Raw genomic sequence first — 14,645 nt, forward strand, 5'->3', positions numbered from 1 at the left:
TGGATCAAGAAAAAATTGCGATATATCAATAGCCGTAGTCACGGCCATACAATTAAGCAATATTCTACCACATTCTTACTTGTGGGTAGCATGGCTTCCACTGCCCAGCTTCAGGCAGCAGGAACAGTTTACCATGCCAACCCGAATTATGAAGCAATTAAACAGAGCATGATTGCCGAATTTGCTTTAGCTTCCAATGACATCCCGACTGCGCTGCATAACTATACCGTGCTGGCGATCAAGAGCAATTCCACCACCGTGAAACAGCGTGCCCTGAACGTGGCACTCGAGCATAATGATCTGCGCGCGGCACTGGATATTTCCACACATTGGGTAGTACAGGAACCGGAAGATGTGCCAGCCATGTTTTATCTGGCGCATATTGCCCTGAAAGCCCATGAATATGAGTTAGCTGCAGAGACTTTAGATAAGATTCTCAGAATTGATGATACCGCAGATCTGGAAGAAATCCTGGCTGGGATCGCGCCAGAAGATCCTGAAGACCGTAACTATCTGATTCAGGCACTCAGCACCAGCAAGGCCAAAGATAACCCGTCCATTTTGGTGTTGGTCGCCGGTCTGGAAGCGCAGAATGGTCAGTTTGAACAGGCATTAGGAACCATCAACCGTGCACTTAAGAAGCGCCCGAAATCGACCGGTTATATCCTGCTTAAAGCGAATCTATTGCAGGCACTAAACGATGAAGAACAAACCCTGAAATGGTATGAAAAAGCCAGCCGCAAGAACCGTAATAACATCGAAGTGCGTCTGGCAGAAGTCAAATACCTGATCAAGTTGAACGAGGCACAACAGGCACTAAAGAAGCTGGAAGCCATTTTAAAGAAGTGGCCGACACATGAAGAAGCGCTGTTTATTGCCGGCCTGACCAGTATCGACCTGGAACAATACGAAAAAGCGGAAAAACATTTGGTCGAGCTGCGTTATTCCGATCAATACCAGAATGAGGCCTATTACTATCTGGCGATTAACGCCGAACGTAAGCAGCATTATGAAACTGCCAAGGCCTATTACCGTCTGGTAGATGGCAGCCTGTATACCGTTTCACGCCGCAACATGATCAGCATTTTTGCCAAGCAGGATAAGCTGCCAGATGCCCTGCGCTTCCTGACCCAGGAACGGGTCAACTACCCCCAGCATGCCAGCTTCCTGTATCTGGCCCAGGCCGATATCTTGAAGAAGATGAACAACAAAAAAGCGGCGCTACGTTTGCTGGAAGAAGCCAGTAGCAACCTGCCGGATGATCCTGAACTGGTCTATGCCCAGGTATTGCTGCTGGATCCGCATCAGGATCGTGAACTGCTGGATAAACTGCTGAGGCGTTTACTGGACATTGAACCGAATAACCCGGCCTATCTGAATGCTTATGCCTATACCCTGGCGATGCAGAACCGTCGTCTGGAAGAAGCGCGTCGCTATGTCGAACTGGCCCTAGAGAATGCGCCTGAACAAGCTTCAATTCTGGATACTTTCGGTTATATCTGTTACCAGCAAAATGACTTTGCCACTGCAGTCACGGCCTGGGCCAAGGCCTACACTCTGAACCCAAGTGCCAAGCTGGGTGCTCGTCTGGCACGTTCGCTGTACATGAACGGTGATACTGAACAATTCCAACAGATCTTTAATGAATTACAACAAAAATACCCGAATGATCCTGAATTAAAACAGCTTCATTCGTTATTGTTATCCCCACCGATGAAAACGAGTTAATTTACAATGATGCTTAAGCTTCGCCAGCTGGCTTGCTGCGCCTTTGCAACAGGCACCCTGATTCTGACCGGCTGTCAGCAAATTACCAAGCCACAACCACCTGCAACGTCTGGAGTGCCAACAGCTGAAAATGAATTCCAGCTACAGGGCAAGATTGGAGTGCGTACTCCACAGCAAAGTGGCAGCGCGTTCTTTACCTGGGCACAGCAACAGGAACAGTTTGATATCGAACTGACCGGTATTCTTGGGGTTGGTAAAACCCAGATTTCAGGACAACCTGGGCAAGTGACGCTAAACAGTGCCAAAACAGGTCTAATTAAAGCTGCAACTCCAGAGGAATTACTGCAACGAGCCACCGGCTGGCAGGCGCCTATTACTCACCTGGTAGACTGGGTACAAGGCCGTCCGGCGACCATGAAAGCCCAGTTGCAAAAAGATGCCTCGCAACGCATCAGTCAGATTATTGAGGATGGTTGGACAGTGGATCTAAGCTATGCCGAGCAGTCCCGTCTGCCAAACCGTTTGATTTTAAAGCAGCCACTTGAGAGCGGCGGTGAAAACCGTATTACAATGGTCATTCAAAATCGTTAATGCATTTGACTGAAGTTCATCCATGATTCATGTTCCCTCGCCTTCCAAACTGAATTTGTTCCTCCACATTACTGGTCGCCGACCCAATGGCTATCATGAGCTGCAAAGTATTTTCCAGCTGATTGACCTGTGTGACTGGCTGGAGTTTGAGCAAACTAATGATGAACAGATTCAGATCGAAGGTCTGGCATCGGTGGATCTGGAACAGAATCTGATTTATCGCGCTGCACAAATGCTCAAGCCTTATGCAAAGACAGTTACCGGGTTAAAAATCCGTCTGGAAAAGCATATTCCGATGGGTGCCGGACTCGGTGGCGGTTCTTCCAATGCAGCAACGACCTTGATTGTGGTGAATCAGCTCTGGGACTGCGGGCTAGACACTGAACAACTGGCTGAGCTGGGCGTGAAGCTCGGTGCAGACGTGCCGATTTTCGTGCATGGCCGCAATGCCTGGGCCGAAGGTGTCGGTGAACACTTAACATTCATTGACTTAGATCAAAAACAGTTCATCGTACTGAAACCTGACTGTTTTATCAGCACTCAACTGCTTTTTTCACAAAAATCGTTGACAAGAGACACGAAGCCCTCTAAATTTTGCGCCTATCAGATATCACCATCTGATTTCGGAAATAACTTTGAGCCACTGGCAAGAAGCTTATATCCTGAAGTCGATGAAGCAATGCAGTATCTCGACCAGTTCGGTATTGCAAAGCTTACAGGTACAGGTGCCTGCGTGTTTATCGAAGTGACTAGTGATATGAATGTAAACGACATTCTGCAACATGCACCATGTAAAGCTTACCTGGTCAACAGTCTGCAAGAATCGCCATTACGTCATTTCAAGGTTTCTTAGGGGTATCGCCAAGTGGTAAGGCAGCGGGTTTTGATCCCGCCATCCGTTGGTTCGAATCCAGCTACCCCTGCCATTTTTCACCTGTAGATGTACTGTATTAGGGGTATCGCCAAGTGGTAAGGCAGCGGGTTTTGATCCCGCCATCCGTTGGTTCGAATCCAGCTACCCCTGCCATCTTACAGTTGCATCGAATTCCAGGGGTATCGCCAAGTGGTAAGGCAGCGGGTTTTGATCCCGCCATCCGTTGGTTCGAATCCAGCTACCCCTGCCATTTTCTCGAAAAAGACAGAATATGCTTTTGCAGTAAGAGTGTTAATTTACCTTGACACAATACCGCAAAAATATTAAAGTTCTGCCGCATTAGGGGTATCGCCAAGTGGTAAGGCAGCGGGTTTTGATCCCGCCATCCGTTGGTTCGAATCCAGCTACCCCTGCCATCTATTCCCATATATTCTAACCGCCAAGGGTGCTTCATGCCCAATCTTGTCGTTTTTAGTGGAACCGCGCATCCACAATTCGCCCAAAAAGTCGTAAGCCATTTACACATTCCTCTAGGTGCTGCTTCTGTTTCAACCTTTTCTGATGGTGAAATCGCTGTAGAAATTACTGAGAATGTACGTGGTAAAGACGTATTTATCGTACAGCCTACTTGTGCCCCAACCAACAATAACCTGATGGAAATTCTGGTTATGGCTGATGCATTGCGTCGTGCAAGTGCTGGTCGTATTACTGCCGTAATCCCTTACTTCGGTTATGCCCGTCAAGACCGTCGTCCTCGCTCTACTCGTGTACCGATTACCGCAAAAGTAGTGGCAGACATGCTGACTACTGTAGGTATCGACCGCGTAGTGATGATCGACCTTCACGCTGACCAGATCCAAGGTTTCTTCGATATTCCTGTCGACAACATCTACGGTACTCCAGCCCTGCTTGCTGACTTGCGTCAACAGTCTCATGACAACCTGATGGTTGTTTCTCCAGACGTTGGTGGTGTGGTTCGTGCTCGTGCTGTTGCAAAACAGATGGGTGATATCGACTTGGCCATCATCGATAAACGTCGTCAAAAAGCGAATGAATCACAAGTGATGCATTTGATTGGTGATGTAAAAGATCGTGACTGTGTCATCGTCGATGACATGGTGGATACTGCAGGTACCTTGTGTAAAGCGGCTGATGCATTGAAACAGTTCGGTGCACGTCGTGTGGTTGCTTATGCAACTCACCCAGTATTGTCTGGTAAAGCACTGGAAAACCTGAAAAATTCTGTGATCGATGAACTGGTTGTGACTGACACCATTCCTCTTTCAGAAGAAGCTCAAGCTCTTGGTAAGATTCGCCAGGTTTCTGTTGCAAGTATGGTTGCAGAAACAATTCGTCGTATTAACAACGAAGAATCTATTAGCGCAATGTTCGATTCTTATCTATAATAGTGCGCTGAATTTCCAAAGCCCTGCCTTTTGGCGGGGCTTTCTATCACCAGACTGGTCGCAAGTCTGGTCAACTTAAACTTAAATAGGATGTCTATCATGGCAAACTTCGTATTAAACGCAGCAGCACGTGATGAAGCTCAACAAGGGAAAGGTGCGAGCCGCCGCCTTCGTCTTCAAAACAAAGTACCTGCTATCATCTATGGCGGTGAAGCTGCTCCTGTAGCTGTAACTCTTGAACTTCGTCAGCTTGTTAAAGCTTTAGAAAGCAATGCTTTCTTCGAAGAAGTTGTTGAAATCAACGTTGACGGTAAAACTGAAAGCGTGAAAATCCAAGCGCTGCAACGTCACCCAGCTAAAAACACTCCAATGCACGCAGACTTCAAACGCGCATAAGTGTTAATGGTGTAAATTAGTGTCAAATATTTCACTGATTGTTGGTTTGGGTAACCCAGGTTCTGAGTATGCCCAAACCCGCCATAATGCAGGCTTCTGGTTTATTGAACGCCTTGCAGACCAATATGGCATTTCCCTCAAAAAAGACCCAAAATTCAATGGATTTAGCGGTCGAGGCAATATCGGAGGCCAAGACGTTCGTCTGCTTCTGCCTACAACATTCATGAACCGTTCCGGTCAAAGTGTTGTGCCTTTTGCCAAATTCTATAATATCGCCCCTGAGTCAATCCTGATTGCTCATGACGAACTGGATATGAACCCTGGTGTCATTCGCCTGAAAACTGGCGGCGGCCATGGTGGTCATAATGGTTTACGCGATATCGTGCCGCATATCGGTCCAAACTTCCATCGCCTGCGCATTGGCATTGGTCACCCAGGTTCTAAAGAACGCGTGACAGGTCATGTATTGGGTAAAGCCCCAAGTAGCGAACAGACCTTGATGGATGATGCGATCGCACATGCTTTATCTCGCATGAAATTACTGGTCAATGGTGAAGTACAGCAGGCCATGAACCAGATTAACGCCTACAAACCAAACTGATCATTCTATAAATTGTTCAACAATCTTTCTTGCCATCTTGTTCATTTCAGAGCAAAATGCGATTGCTCGATTGTTCATCATTTAGCAAGCAAGACTGATTTAACCATAAGATTAAAATCTTAGGTCCACCAAGGAGACGCTAGCCATGCTATCTCGTTTATTAAAAGCTAAAATCCACCGCTGTGTCGTAACACAAGCAGAATTACATTATGAAGGTTCTTGTGCGATCGATGGCATTCTCCTGGATTTGGCAGGTATCCGCGAATATGAAGAAATTCATATGTGGAACGTAACGAATGGTAAGCGTTTTACCACTTACGCCATCCGTGGTGAAGAAGGTTCAGGTATCATTTCTGTTAATGGTGGTGCTGCCCTACAAGCAGACGTGGGTGACATCATGATCATCGCGACTTTCGGCGACTTCACTGAAGCTGAAGCAGATGCCCACAAACCTCGTCTTGTTTATGCAAACCCGGACAATACTGTAAACCACACTGCAAACTGTATTCCAGTTCAGGTGGCTTAAGCGTCGGATCCAAAAAAGCCTGCATCTGCAGGCTTTTTTATTGGCTTTTAAATACCCTAAAAATATTTCTAACTGCCCTTGATCCAATTTGTCTGGCTTTCACAATTCAGGCTGTTTAAATCCTCATCGACTAATCCAGCCAGTAGAACCTGCCCGTCCGGTTTAACCCTTAACTCAGCATATTTGGCATTGCGATAGCAAGACTCCAAACCTTCGGCAAACAGAAAACTATTCGCTGCCGGGTAGAGATTCTGCAGCTGATTGCTCGGATTCTTAAGAACTAGTCGAACTGTGTTCTCTGGATTAGTCTTTAACTGATTCTGGTCAAAACTGGTTTGAATCACTCGACGTTGGGCATCTAGCTGTACATAACTCAAAATCTTAGATTGGTTCTGAATCTGCCTTTCTGAAACTTCTTGCTTTTTATTTCTTGCTCTATTCTCATCCCAAGGATTGCCTTCCCTGAGACCGGCTAAATACAGCTCATAATTCAGCGCCATATAATCGCCTTGCAGCATGGAACGTGGATCAACTGGTGCCAGCTCAATATAAATCGATTGGCTGTTTTGCAAATGATCTTCATGTTTTAGAATCAGCCCTACAAAGATCAGGATGCTGAACAAAACTAAGATAATAGGAAACTGCTTTTTCATATAGTTTCCTCCTGAACAGGATTAATCCTGATCTGCTTTAAGCCATAAACCAGTAACAAGACTATGAGACCGGAAATAAAAATAGTCAGGCTTTTGACAAGGAAGCTGAGTCCCAAGTTGTAATACAACATCCACAGCCAGAAGATCAGCAAGAGAATCAACAACCCTTGGATTAGTGTTTGTTGACTAGACACAGCCCACGACATGAGAACCAAAATAATAAAAATCTCAAAATAGCCCAGCAGGATAAGCAAGACACCAAAAGCAGGAATTAGCCACAGCCATTTTTCTGAAAATTGTGGCAAGTTTTGCCAGATAAAGCTGAGCAATAACAGGCCTGGAAGAAGATAAAACAATAAAATCCGATCCCAGCTAAACTGCCCAATGTCCTGCCAATAATTTAATCCTGTTACAGATTGAACCAGCGCTGAACCGGCCAACATGGCAATCATCCAGAGATAAACACTTTTACAATAACTTGAGACCTGCCAATAAGGTGCAGTCAGAAATAGTAGGATAAAAATCAAATAGTTCAGGCTTAAGGCAAGCGTAATCATCACATCATCATGCTGAAAGGAAGTTTCCAAAGCCAAAACTGCAATTCCCAGTACATGTGCGATCAATAGCTGCAAGGTCAAAATAAACCAGTGCATACGGTTCAGTAGGGTAAAACCCAACATTCCCAGTTGCAGCAGCCAGACCAGCAAGAAACTATCAGTTAATAATTCAGTATGCATTAGGGCAGCCGCTTGTCCACAGACCCACAAGCAATAGGCGAACTGCCGCAGGAAAATTGATGTCTGTTGATTCAGTAATTTCCAGGCGATGCCGATAAATACCAGACCCAAGACAATCGATACTGCTTTCCAATAGGTGAGCAATAGTACTGCCAGAATAATTCCAGCAATCCAGGCACCCAGTGCCAAAGGAATGACGGAAAATTTCGTTTGAGGAAAGATTTTCTTGAGTGCAAAACTAATCAGCGCAAACCAGCCAAAAATCAGCATAGCCAATACAAATAAGCCAGCAGCTGAATTGGTCAACTGATCATCCACCAACTCAAATAGCCATAAACTTAAGCTGGCAGCCAGACCAGCGATGAACAGAATTGTTTCCAGTACCTGATGTTTGCAATAAAAATAAACAGCTGCAGCAATTGGCAGAATCAGTGAGGAAACCAAATACCTTAATTCAAAATGATGGGTAAACTGCATCATGCTACTGATCGAAATAGCGATAATGAATGCAATAAACAGGTAACGAAGTAGCGGGTAATAACGTATGGTAAAAGCAAAGCTAACTGCCGTGAGCAGGTTTAATCCTAGTAAATACAACCCTACTGCCCTTGCCATCCAGAAACTTTGTTTAAAATAGAAATAAAGGGCTAATTGGCTGACGACACAGAGCATGACAAAAATGCCGATATTGGAACGATACAACCATGGCAACAGCAACACCGACCAGAGTAGAAACAACTGATAACTGTCTGCGCCCGTTTGATAAATCTGTCCAATTACAGCCAGAGTTAATCCCAACATCAGCCCAGATACAGCATCCAGACTTTGTCTAAGCCAGTTTCGCTTACTAAACCCTACACTTGCTACCGTACTGCAAAGTAAAATCAGCATCGGTATCGCCAGCTGAACCTGATCCGGCAGCATCCACCAATTCGCCGCAAGCAAATACACAAAACTGACTGCAATCAGTAGCAGTCCTAAAATTTTCAGATAATGTAGCACCTCTGCATGACAAAACATTAAGGGTGAAAATTGATAATTCTGGATCCGCTCAGTTTTCTTCATAGTTCGCATGATTGATCAATTTCTATTCTTGTTCGCTAAATAGCATGTTTCCAGCTTTTTGCTAAAACGCCAAGACAATTCAGATTATCTGTTTTACTTATCTGAAATTCTGCAAATACGTGACTTATCAAACTATCCCATCTTTTAAAAATCAGGACTATAATGACCTTACATCGCTTCAGGGCGGGGTGAGATTCCCCACCGGTGGTAATTTCAGCATTGCGGAGTTCAATGACTGAATCAGCCCACGAGCGGTCAATTTCGATTGATCTGCAGATCTGGTGCGACTCCAGAGCCGACGGTATAGTCCGGATGAAAGAAGACGAAAGCAGTACAGCATGTTTTATGTGAAACATAAAACTGTTTTGCCATAAGCCTATTTTCACTATGTCCTGAAATGTTCAATCGTACTTTTACTTTACGTGAGCGTTTCAATGTCCAGTTTGATTCAACCCGAAATTTTCTTTTCTGCACTCGCACCTGCTGAACAGCGTATCCTTCAGGCTCTTAACGACATCCGTCAGGGCAAACCTGTGTTGGTCATGGATGATTTTGATCGCGAAAATGAAGCCGATCTGATTATCGCAGCAGAGACCCTGACTGTCGAAACCATGGCCCGCATGATTCGCGATGGTTCAGGTATCGTATGCTTATGCCTGACCAATGAGCTGGCGGATCACTTAGAACTACCACCAATGGTGGCAGACAACTCCAGTCACTTTAAAACTGCATTTACCGTAACCATCGAAGCAGCTGAAGGTGTAACCACTGGTGTTTCTGCCAAAGACCGCACGACTACAATTAAAGCAGCAATTAAAGATGGCGCTGTTGCCAGTGACCTGAACCGTCCGGGCCATGTATTCCCGTTACGTGCCCGTGAAGGCGGTGTACTGACCCGTCGTGGCCATACTGAAGGTACCATTGATCTGGCTCGTCTGGCTGGACTGAAACCTGCTGGTGTATTGTGTGAACTCACCAATCCGGATGGCACTATGGCTTCTGGCATTCAGGTCCTCTCTTATGCACAGACCCATCAGTTGACCGTGATTACCATTGATGAACTGGTACAGTATCGCCAGCAGCACAATATTTAAGATTTAAAAATAAAAATCCCGACTTAAGACCGGGATTTTTTTATTTCAGCAACATATGATGTTAGATGAGAACAGAAAATATCCCATACAGAGCAACAACCAATAGAATCAACCCGCATAATCCCAGCAAATAAGGATACAGCTTGGATTTGGCAAAACGTTGAAAGCCCAGATAGACCAAAGACAAGGTCAAGAAATCCAGTACAATCCAGCTGATTGTCAAAATCACTAAACTTAAATCCAGGTTTGTTGTAATGTTAATAAACTGCGGAAAAAATGCCGCAAAGAAAATAATGTCTTTGGGATTGGAAATCCCCACCAGAAATCCAGTCCGGAAGCCGCCCTGTACTGGCTGCAAGCCTTGTGGACTGGTTGACCCTGCCCTTGCCAGACTTCCCGAAATATCTGAATTCCCAACCAAGCTATATAAAGACAACCAAATAGCTTGATGCCATTTAGCCAGTTTTCATTAACGACCAATAAGCCTTTTAAACTGAGGATGGATAAGCTGATGAGTACCAGCGAGGCAAAATTCGTCCCGAAAATGGTCTGTAAAGCATGCTTATAACCGCCTTTCAATCCAGCACTGGCGACCAGCAACATCACTGGACCTGGGGTAGCGATCATGATCACCACGGCCAAACAGTACAGCAGATATTCCGTAATATTCACTCCCACCCTCCTTGCCTAAATTTCGAGTATAAAAAAAAGAGGACTTATTCGTCCTCTTCTCCCATCTGAATCAGATGCTGGCTAATGCCATCGGCACGCAGAAAGGCCAGATCATAACTGGCTTTAGCCAGTGCCAGTACCCGGCGTTCAAATTCATCCCAGAGCGGACGCACCTGTTTGTAATGAATCCCCAACCCGCTTTCATCGGTAAAATGCCGGTTCTTTTCACAGAGTTTTAGTGCATGGTAAAGCTTGCGCCCCTTGCTGGCATCATCACGCAGGCGCACACGTTTGGACAAAACAAATGTTTCAACTTTGGCAAGATTTGCCATCGGTAGCATCGGTACCAAGATCTGATCGAGCTGCGCATCCAAACGGCGCCATACTGCCGTATGCTGCTCCGCTGTATAAGTATTCCATTGAATCACTTCATGATTAAAACGGCGACAACCACGACATACCGCATCACCAAATACGGTCGAGCAACGCCCTGCACAAGGAGTTAAAGATGCAATATGACGATCTGAACTCAAAATCCACTCCATCTTCGCTGAATCATTCAGCGTTTTTTAGTTCTGCGAAATACTTAAGCCGGCATGACTATACACGCTCTCCCCCGTGAATTGAAGCCTATTTAAATCCTAGTGTTTTACTCGCATAATCATGCAAATCACGCTAAAATGTGCGCCTTTCAAATATCATGCTACGTTGGAGTATTCCATGAACGCTACTGTAGAACAGCTTGCACCTGTAGAACAGCAAGCGACGACTGGTTGGGTTGTTGCCGCACTTTATCAATTTAAGGAAGTTCAAGATCCTGCCGATCTTCAACAACGCCTTTTAGATCTGGTAAAAACCATCAACCTGTGCGGTACTCTGATTGTGGCAGGCGAAGGCATCAACGGTACTGTTGCCGGTGACCGTGAAGCGATCGACAAGATTCATCAGTTCCTTCTCAATGAAGGTTTTCATGATATGGAATACAAAGAGTCTCACAGCTCTGACAAGCCATTCCGTAAAATGAAAATCAAGCTGAAAAAAGAAATCGTGACTTTAGGTGTGCCGGTGAAGCCACGCGATTTAGTCGGCCACTACCTTGATCCTAAAGAATGGAACGAACTGATTGCCCGTGACGACGTAATCCTGATCGATACACGTAATGACTACGAATATAAAGCAGGTACCTTCAAGGGTGCCATCGACCCGAAAACTGAAACTTTCCGTGAATTCCCTGAATACGTGAAGAAAAACCTGGAACAGCACAAGGACAAGAAAATTGCCATGTTCTGTACCGGTGGTATTCGCTGTGAAAAATCAACATCTTTACTGCTGCAAGAAGGCTTTAAAGAGGTGTATCACCTGAAAGGCGGTATCCTGAAATACCTGGAAGAAACGCCAGCAGAAGAAAGCCTGTGGGAAGGTGAATGTTTCGTATTTGACGGCCGTACTGCAGTGACTCATGGTGTCGAAGAAGGTCAAAACGTGAAATGCCATGCCTGTGGCTGGCCACTCACACCAGAAGAAGTAGCGCTGCCAAGCTATGAACACGGCGTTTCTTGCGTGTACTGTATCGACAAGACTACAGAAAAGCAGAAAGAAGGCTTCCGCATGCGTCAGTCACAAATTCTGGCAGCGAAGCGTAAACGTCTCTAATCCACCAATTGTAAAGATAGATAAAAAAGCCCTCATTTGAGTAATGCCAGTCAGTTAAGAGATTGACTGGCATTTTTTTGGGTATTTCTGTGGTTTCCCTTTCACAACTCGTGGGTAGTTTCTACTTCTTTTTTTCGGTAAAACATACCTTTTAGATTTTTCCATTAAACTTTCTAGATGTTTAGGCAAATTGCCTGCGGAAGCCAAAGAATCAAACTTCAATAGGTTAAGGATAGCAATAGAGGTAATATGAAAGCTCATTCTCAAAGGACTGACTTTTGCACGTTGAGCCATATATTTCATTTGTCTTCTTAGAATATTATAGGCAATAAAGACTCCCCATAACTCTTGATAAATCAAGGTAGGTTGTTTACTCCTTAAATGCTTCCCTTCCTGTAAGTTACTCTTGATTTCTCGGTAACACATTTCTATTTCCCAACGCTGGGCATAGAGTTTTGCTAAAGCTAATAATGGATATCTCTTTGAATCTATTAGTGAAGTGATATAACGTCTAATCTTACCTGCCTGCTCAACCCCAATGAGACGTGCTTCCCAATAATCTCCTAAGGCTGGATTAAGTTTTTTAGCTCTTGTTGATATCGGCATTCTAATATGAAAGTCATGTTGCGAATTACGCTCCACAATCTCATACCGTAAATTATCTTTTGCACGCATAAGCCAATGACTTTCTTCTGCACGTTTTTGCCACCCGATGAGAAAATCTGCAGAGAAATAGGCTCGATCAAATAGGGTAATACTGTGTGAACAAGGAGATAATTGGCTTGCCAGTGTGAGTTCACCTTGATCCATACTGCCTATTTGAGCATCTATAATTTCATGGGTCGCGGTATTTACTAAGCAGGTTGCTCTCACTTGTGGATAAGGAGCATCAGCAGTTTTTCCTTTAGATGAACCAAAGTGTGCAAAATTCTCATCTGTATAAGGCATAGACCAAACAACACCATCAACAGCGCACACACTCAGACCGTGAAAGTTTGAGTATTGCTGCTGAGATTCTTCAAACCAGGCTTGGCTAAGTAAAGAAAATAGCGCATTTAAAGGTTCTGATCCTAAACGTTGTCGTGCTTGTACTACTGCGCTAGGAACACAATATTCTGTTGTACCAAATACAAGTTTTAGTTGTTCTACGACATATCCGATAGGTTGATTTCGAAATAAAGCGAGTCCAATGACAAGCCATACCACATGTTCAGCGGGTAACTTCCTTCTTCTAATTGATGCCTTACCTGTTTGATTCAGACTTTCCTCAATCCAGTTGAAATCAATAAATTCACTAAAATGGCTAAGTGAAGGTAAAGAATGTTGAAGGGTGCAATCTAAATTTTCAGATAAAGTCATAAAAAAAAATGAGCGTATTTACATACACTCATTTTTACTACATTTTACTAATATTTGCTTAACTGACTGGCATTACTCATTTGAGGGCTTTTTTTTACACAAGATTCACAGTCCGCATAAAAAAACATACAGGTCTTAACCAAGAATCCCGTTTAATCCTAAAAACTCCTGCTAGTCTATCTGTAGTCAGCTTTTTAGCGCTAAGTGTTTAATTAAAAATATATTTTTAATATGAAAAGGAACACAAAATGGCCAATTCCTATCTAAAATTTCAAAACAATCAAGATAATATTGTGCAATTCCGCCGCAAGGAACTGCAGAAAATGCAGCCCCAGATTGTACCTGCGGCAGATACTGTTAATGAAATGGAACAGCTAGAACAGGAATCCCATTTATTTATCGTAGTTCTCGGGACAGTGATCGGAGCCATCCTCGCTCTATTTATTGGCTATCACCTCAATACCGGTATTGTACAGTTTTTACTGCTGAGTATATTGCCTGTATTCAGTGCCTATTTTCTGCGCCGCGTGTATATCTATACCCTGACCCATAGTTAGATAGTTAGGAAGCTCGTGTACAATTTTCATACTTTACCCATCTCTTGATAATCCGTAGGATAAAAGCAGTATTTTCAAATAATTGCTGCTTATGAATCTGACCGAATGGATTATCTCTGTGATGGAACAGCTGGGCTATTGGGGGATTGCCCTGTTGATGTTCCTGGATAATGTCTTTCCGCCCATTCCTTCCGAAATCATCATGCCATCCGCTGGCTATTCCGCTTCCCAGGGTGAATTATTACTAGTCGGTGTCATCATTTCTGGCTGTATCGGTTCATTGCTCGCAGCAGCTGTGCTCTACTGGATCGGTTACAAGTTTAGCCATGAAGCGATTTTTAGGTTCGTCGATCGCTACGGTAAATTCCTGTTTATCAAATCTGAAGATGTGAAAAAGTCACTGGCATGGTTTGAACAGTATGGGCATCGTATTGTCTTTGCTGGACGCATGGTACCCGCAGTGCGTTCCCTAATCAGTATTCCTGCCGGTATGAGCCATATGCCTTTCTGGAAATTCATGTTTTACAGCAGCTTGGGTACCATTATCTGGACGACCTTTTTGGCTTGTGTCGGTTTTTACTTTGGTGAAAACCAAGAACTGATGCAGCAGATTTTTAGCAAGGTCAGTCATGTGATTGTGGCAATTGTAATGATTTTTATCGCTTGGGTTTTATATCGTAGACAGCAGCGTAAAAAGCGTCCATCCTGAAGGGAAACCTTGATAAGGAGGCCA

15 protein-coding genes, 4 tRNA genes, 1 pseudogene and 1 riboswitch are annotated in these 14,645 nt (G+C 44.3%); of the genes and pseudogenes, 15 read left to right on the forward strand and 5 right to left on the reverse strand.

The features are described 5' to 3' along the window. The first annotated feature begins 15 nt into the window (after positions 1-15). The 11 genes from ABEF84_RS11295 to panD all read left to right on the forward strand — a co-directional run bounded on the left by ABEF84_RS11295 (position 16) and on the right by panD (position 6,122). Positions 16-1,728, forward strand: a complete 1,713-nt coding sequence (locus tag ABEF84_RS11295; protein WP_034585839.1) for a tetratricopeptide repeat protein — start codon at positions 16-18, stop codon at positions 1,726-1,728. Positions 1,729-1,737: 9 nt separating this feature from the next. Continuing rightward, a complete protein-coding gene (gene lolB, locus ABEF84_RS11300; RefSeq protein ID WP_034585843.1) occupies positions 1,738-2,319 on the forward strand; it encodes a lipoprotein insertase outer membrane protein LolB in 582 nt (193 codons plus the stop codon). 22 nt (positions 2,320-2,341) lie between these two features. Continuing rightward, positions 2,342-3,172, forward strand: a complete 831-nt coding sequence (gene ispE, locus ABEF84_RS11305) for a 4-(cytidine 5'-diphospho)-2-C-methyl-D-erythritol kinase (RefSeq protein ID WP_034585770.1) — start codon at positions 2,342-2,344, stop codon at positions 3,170-3,172. Further along, positions 3,171-3,245, forward strand: a tRNA-Gln gene (locus ABEF84_RS11310). Before ispE ends, ABEF84_RS11310 begins: the two co-directional genes overlap by 2 nt. A gap of 26 nt (positions 3,246-3,271) precedes the next feature. Further along, a tRNA-Gln gene (locus ABEF84_RS11315) sits at positions 3,272-3,346 on the forward strand. Positions 3,347-3,368: 22 nt separating this feature from the next. Further along, positions 3,369-3,443: transfer RNA gene (locus tag ABEF84_RS11320), tRNA-Gln, on the forward strand. 91 nt (positions 3,444-3,534) lie between these two features. Continuing rightward, positions 3,535-3,609, forward strand: a tRNA-Gln gene (locus tag ABEF84_RS11325). Between the two features lie 36 nt (positions 3,610-3,645). Continuing rightward, complete coding sequence (locus ABEF84_RS11330; protein ID WP_034585773.1) at positions 3,646-4,599, forward strand: ribose-phosphate pyrophosphokinase; 954 nt, start codon at positions 3,646-3,648, stop codon at positions 4,597-4,599. Positions 4,600-4,698: 99 nt separating this feature from the next. Then, on the forward strand, positions 4,699-4,995 hold the full coding sequence (rplY, locus tag ABEF84_RS11335) for a 50S ribosomal protein L25 (RefSeq protein ID WP_347454788.1): 297 nt from the start codon (positions 4,699-4,701) through the stop codon (positions 4,993-4,995). Between the two features lie 19 nt (positions 4,996-5,014). Further along, positions 5,015-5,596, forward strand: coding sequence for an aminoacyl-tRNA hydrolase (gene pth / locus ABEF84_RS11340; protein ID WP_347473683.1), 582 nt, complete (start codon positions 5,015-5,017; stop codon positions 5,594-5,596). 145 nt (positions 5,597-5,741) lie between these two features. Beyond that, a complete protein-coding gene (gene panD, locus ABEF84_RS11345; RefSeq protein ID WP_034585782.1) occupies positions 5,742-6,122 on the forward strand; it encodes an aspartate 1-decarboxylase in 381 nt (126 codons plus the stop codon). Positions 6,123-6,190: 68 nt separating this feature from the next. Here the strand turns inward: panD and ABEF84_RS11350 are convergent, their stop codons facing one another. Together ABEF84_RS11350 and ABEF84_RS11355 are read right to left on the reverse strand one after the other, a co-directional pair. After that, positions 6,191-6,775, reverse strand: a complete 585-nt coding sequence (locus tag ABEF84_RS11350) for a GDYXXLXY domain-containing protein (RefSeq protein ID WP_347454786.1) — start codon at positions 6,773-6,775, stop codon at positions 6,191-6,193. Beyond that, positions 6,772-8,577: a DUF2157 domain-containing protein gene (locus ABEF84_RS11355; RefSeq protein WP_347454967.1), complete on the reverse strand. Its 1,806-nt coding sequence runs from the start codon at positions 8,575-8,577 to the stop codon at positions 6,772-6,774. Before ABEF84_RS11355 ends, ABEF84_RS11350 begins: the two co-directional genes overlap by 4 nt. 171 nt (positions 8,578-8,748) lie before the next feature. Beyond that, a riboswitch (FMN riboswitch) is annotated at positions 8,749-8,905 on the forward strand. 106 nt (positions 8,906-9,011) lie between these two features. Between ABEF84_RS11355 and ribB the strand changes: the two genes are divergently transcribed. Continuing rightward, entirely contained in the window at positions 9,012-9,671 is a 660-nt protein-coding gene (gene ribB / locus ABEF84_RS11360) for a 3,4-dihydroxy-2-butanone-4-phosphate synthase (protein ID WP_347452994.1), read from the forward strand. 61 nt (positions 9,672-9,732) lie between these two features. On the opposite strand, the pseudogene ABEF84_RS11365 reads toward ribB, so the two are convergent. Together ABEF84_RS11365 and ABEF84_RS11370 are read right to left on the reverse strand one after the other, a co-directional pair. Next, positions 9,733-10,343 (reverse strand): annotated as a pseudogene (locus ABEF84_RS11365) (LysE family translocator). 44 nt (positions 10,344-10,387) lie between these two features. After that, a complete protein-coding gene (locus ABEF84_RS11370) occupies positions 10,388-10,876 on the reverse strand; it encodes a DUF1289 domain-containing protein (RefSeq protein WP_347452996.1) in 489 nt (162 codons plus the stop codon). Positions 10,877-11,063: 187 nt separating this feature from the next. Here ABEF84_RS11370 and ABEF84_RS11375 point away from each other — a divergent pair, with 187 nt between their 5' ends. Further along, positions 11,064-11,996, forward strand: a complete 933-nt coding sequence (locus tag ABEF84_RS11375; protein ID WP_034585797.1) for a rhodanese-related sulfurtransferase — start codon at positions 11,064-11,066, stop codon at positions 11,994-11,996. Between the two features lie 54 nt (positions 11,997-12,050). Here ABEF84_RS11375 and ABEF84_RS11380 read toward each other — a convergent pair whose 3' ends face one another. Then, a complete protein-coding gene (locus tag ABEF84_RS11380) occupies positions 12,051-13,355 on the reverse strand; it encodes an IS4 family transposase (protein WP_347454781.1) in 1,305 nt (434 codons plus the stop codon). A gap of 248 nt (positions 13,356-13,603) precedes the next feature. On the opposite strand from ABEF84_RS11380, the gene ABEF84_RS11385 reads away from it, so the two are divergent. Together ABEF84_RS11385 and ABEF84_RS11390 are read left to right on the forward strand one after the other, a co-directional pair. Beyond that, entirely contained in the window at positions 13,604-13,912 is a 309-nt protein-coding gene (locus tag ABEF84_RS11385) for an FUSC family protein (RefSeq protein ID WP_347452997.1), read from the forward strand. 91 nt (positions 13,913-14,003) lie between these two features. After that, positions 14,004-14,621, forward strand: coding sequence for a DedA family protein (locus tag ABEF84_RS11390; protein WP_347452998.1), 618 nt, complete (start codon positions 14,004-14,006; stop codon positions 14,619-14,621). Positions 14,622-14,645 lie beyond the last annotated feature (24 nt).

The sequence above is a fragment of the Acinetobacter sp. ANC 7912 genome (genome assembly GCF_039862785.1).
GTDB lineage: Bacteria > Pseudomonadota > Gammaproteobacteria > Pseudomonadales > Moraxellaceae > Acinetobacter > Acinetobacter thermotolerans.

What these genes read in the sequence shown, in the direction of transcription:
- lolB (WP_034585843.1), top strand. Translation starts at nt 1,738, where the DNA reads ATGCTTAAGCTTCGCCAGCTGGCTTGCTGCGCCTTTGCAACAGGCACC.
- ispE (WP_034585770.1), top strand. Translation starts at nt 2,342, where the DNA reads ATGATTCATGTTCCCTCGCCTTCCAAACTGAATTTGTTCCTCCACATT.
- ABEF84_RS11330 (WP_034585773.1), top strand. Translation starts at nt 3,646, where the DNA reads ATGCCCAATCTTGTCGTTTTTAGTGGAACCGCGCATCCACAATTCGCC.
- rplY (WP_347454788.1), top strand. Translation starts at nt 4,699, where the DNA reads ATGGCAAACTTCGTATTAAACGCAGCAGCACGTGATGAAGCTCAACAA.
- panD (WP_034585782.1), top strand. Translation starts at nt 5,742, where the DNA reads ATGCTATCTCGTTTATTAAAAGCTAAAATCCACCGCTGTGTCGTAACA.
- ABEF84_RS11350 (WP_347454786.1), bottom strand. Translation starts at nt 6,775, where the DNA reads ATGAAAAAGCAGTTTCCTATTATCTTAGTTTTGTTCAGCATCCTGATC.
- ABEF84_RS11355 (WP_347454967.1), bottom strand. Translation starts at nt 8,577, where the DNA reads ATGAAGAAAACTGAGCGGATCCAGAATTATCAATTTTCACCCTTAATG.
- ribB (WP_347452994.1), top strand. Translation starts at nt 9,012, where the DNA reads ATGTCCAGTTTGATTCAACCCGAAATTTTCTTTTCTGCACTCGCACCT.
- ABEF84_RS11375 (WP_034585797.1), top strand. Translation starts at nt 11,064, where the DNA reads ATGAACGCTACTGTAGAACAGCTTGCACCTGTAGAACAGCAAGCGACG.
- ABEF84_RS11380 (WP_347454781.1), bottom strand. Translation starts at nt 13,355, where the DNA reads ATGACTTTATCTGAAAATTTAGATTGCACCCTTCAACATTCTTTACCT.
- ABEF84_RS11385 (WP_347452997.1), top strand. Translation starts at nt 13,604, where the DNA reads ATGGCCAATTCCTATCTAAAATTTCAAAACAATCAAGATAATATTGTG.
- ABEF84_RS11390 (WP_347452998.1), top strand. Translation starts at nt 14,004, where the DNA reads ATGAATCTGACCGAATGGATTATCTCTGTGATGGAACAGCTGGGCTAT.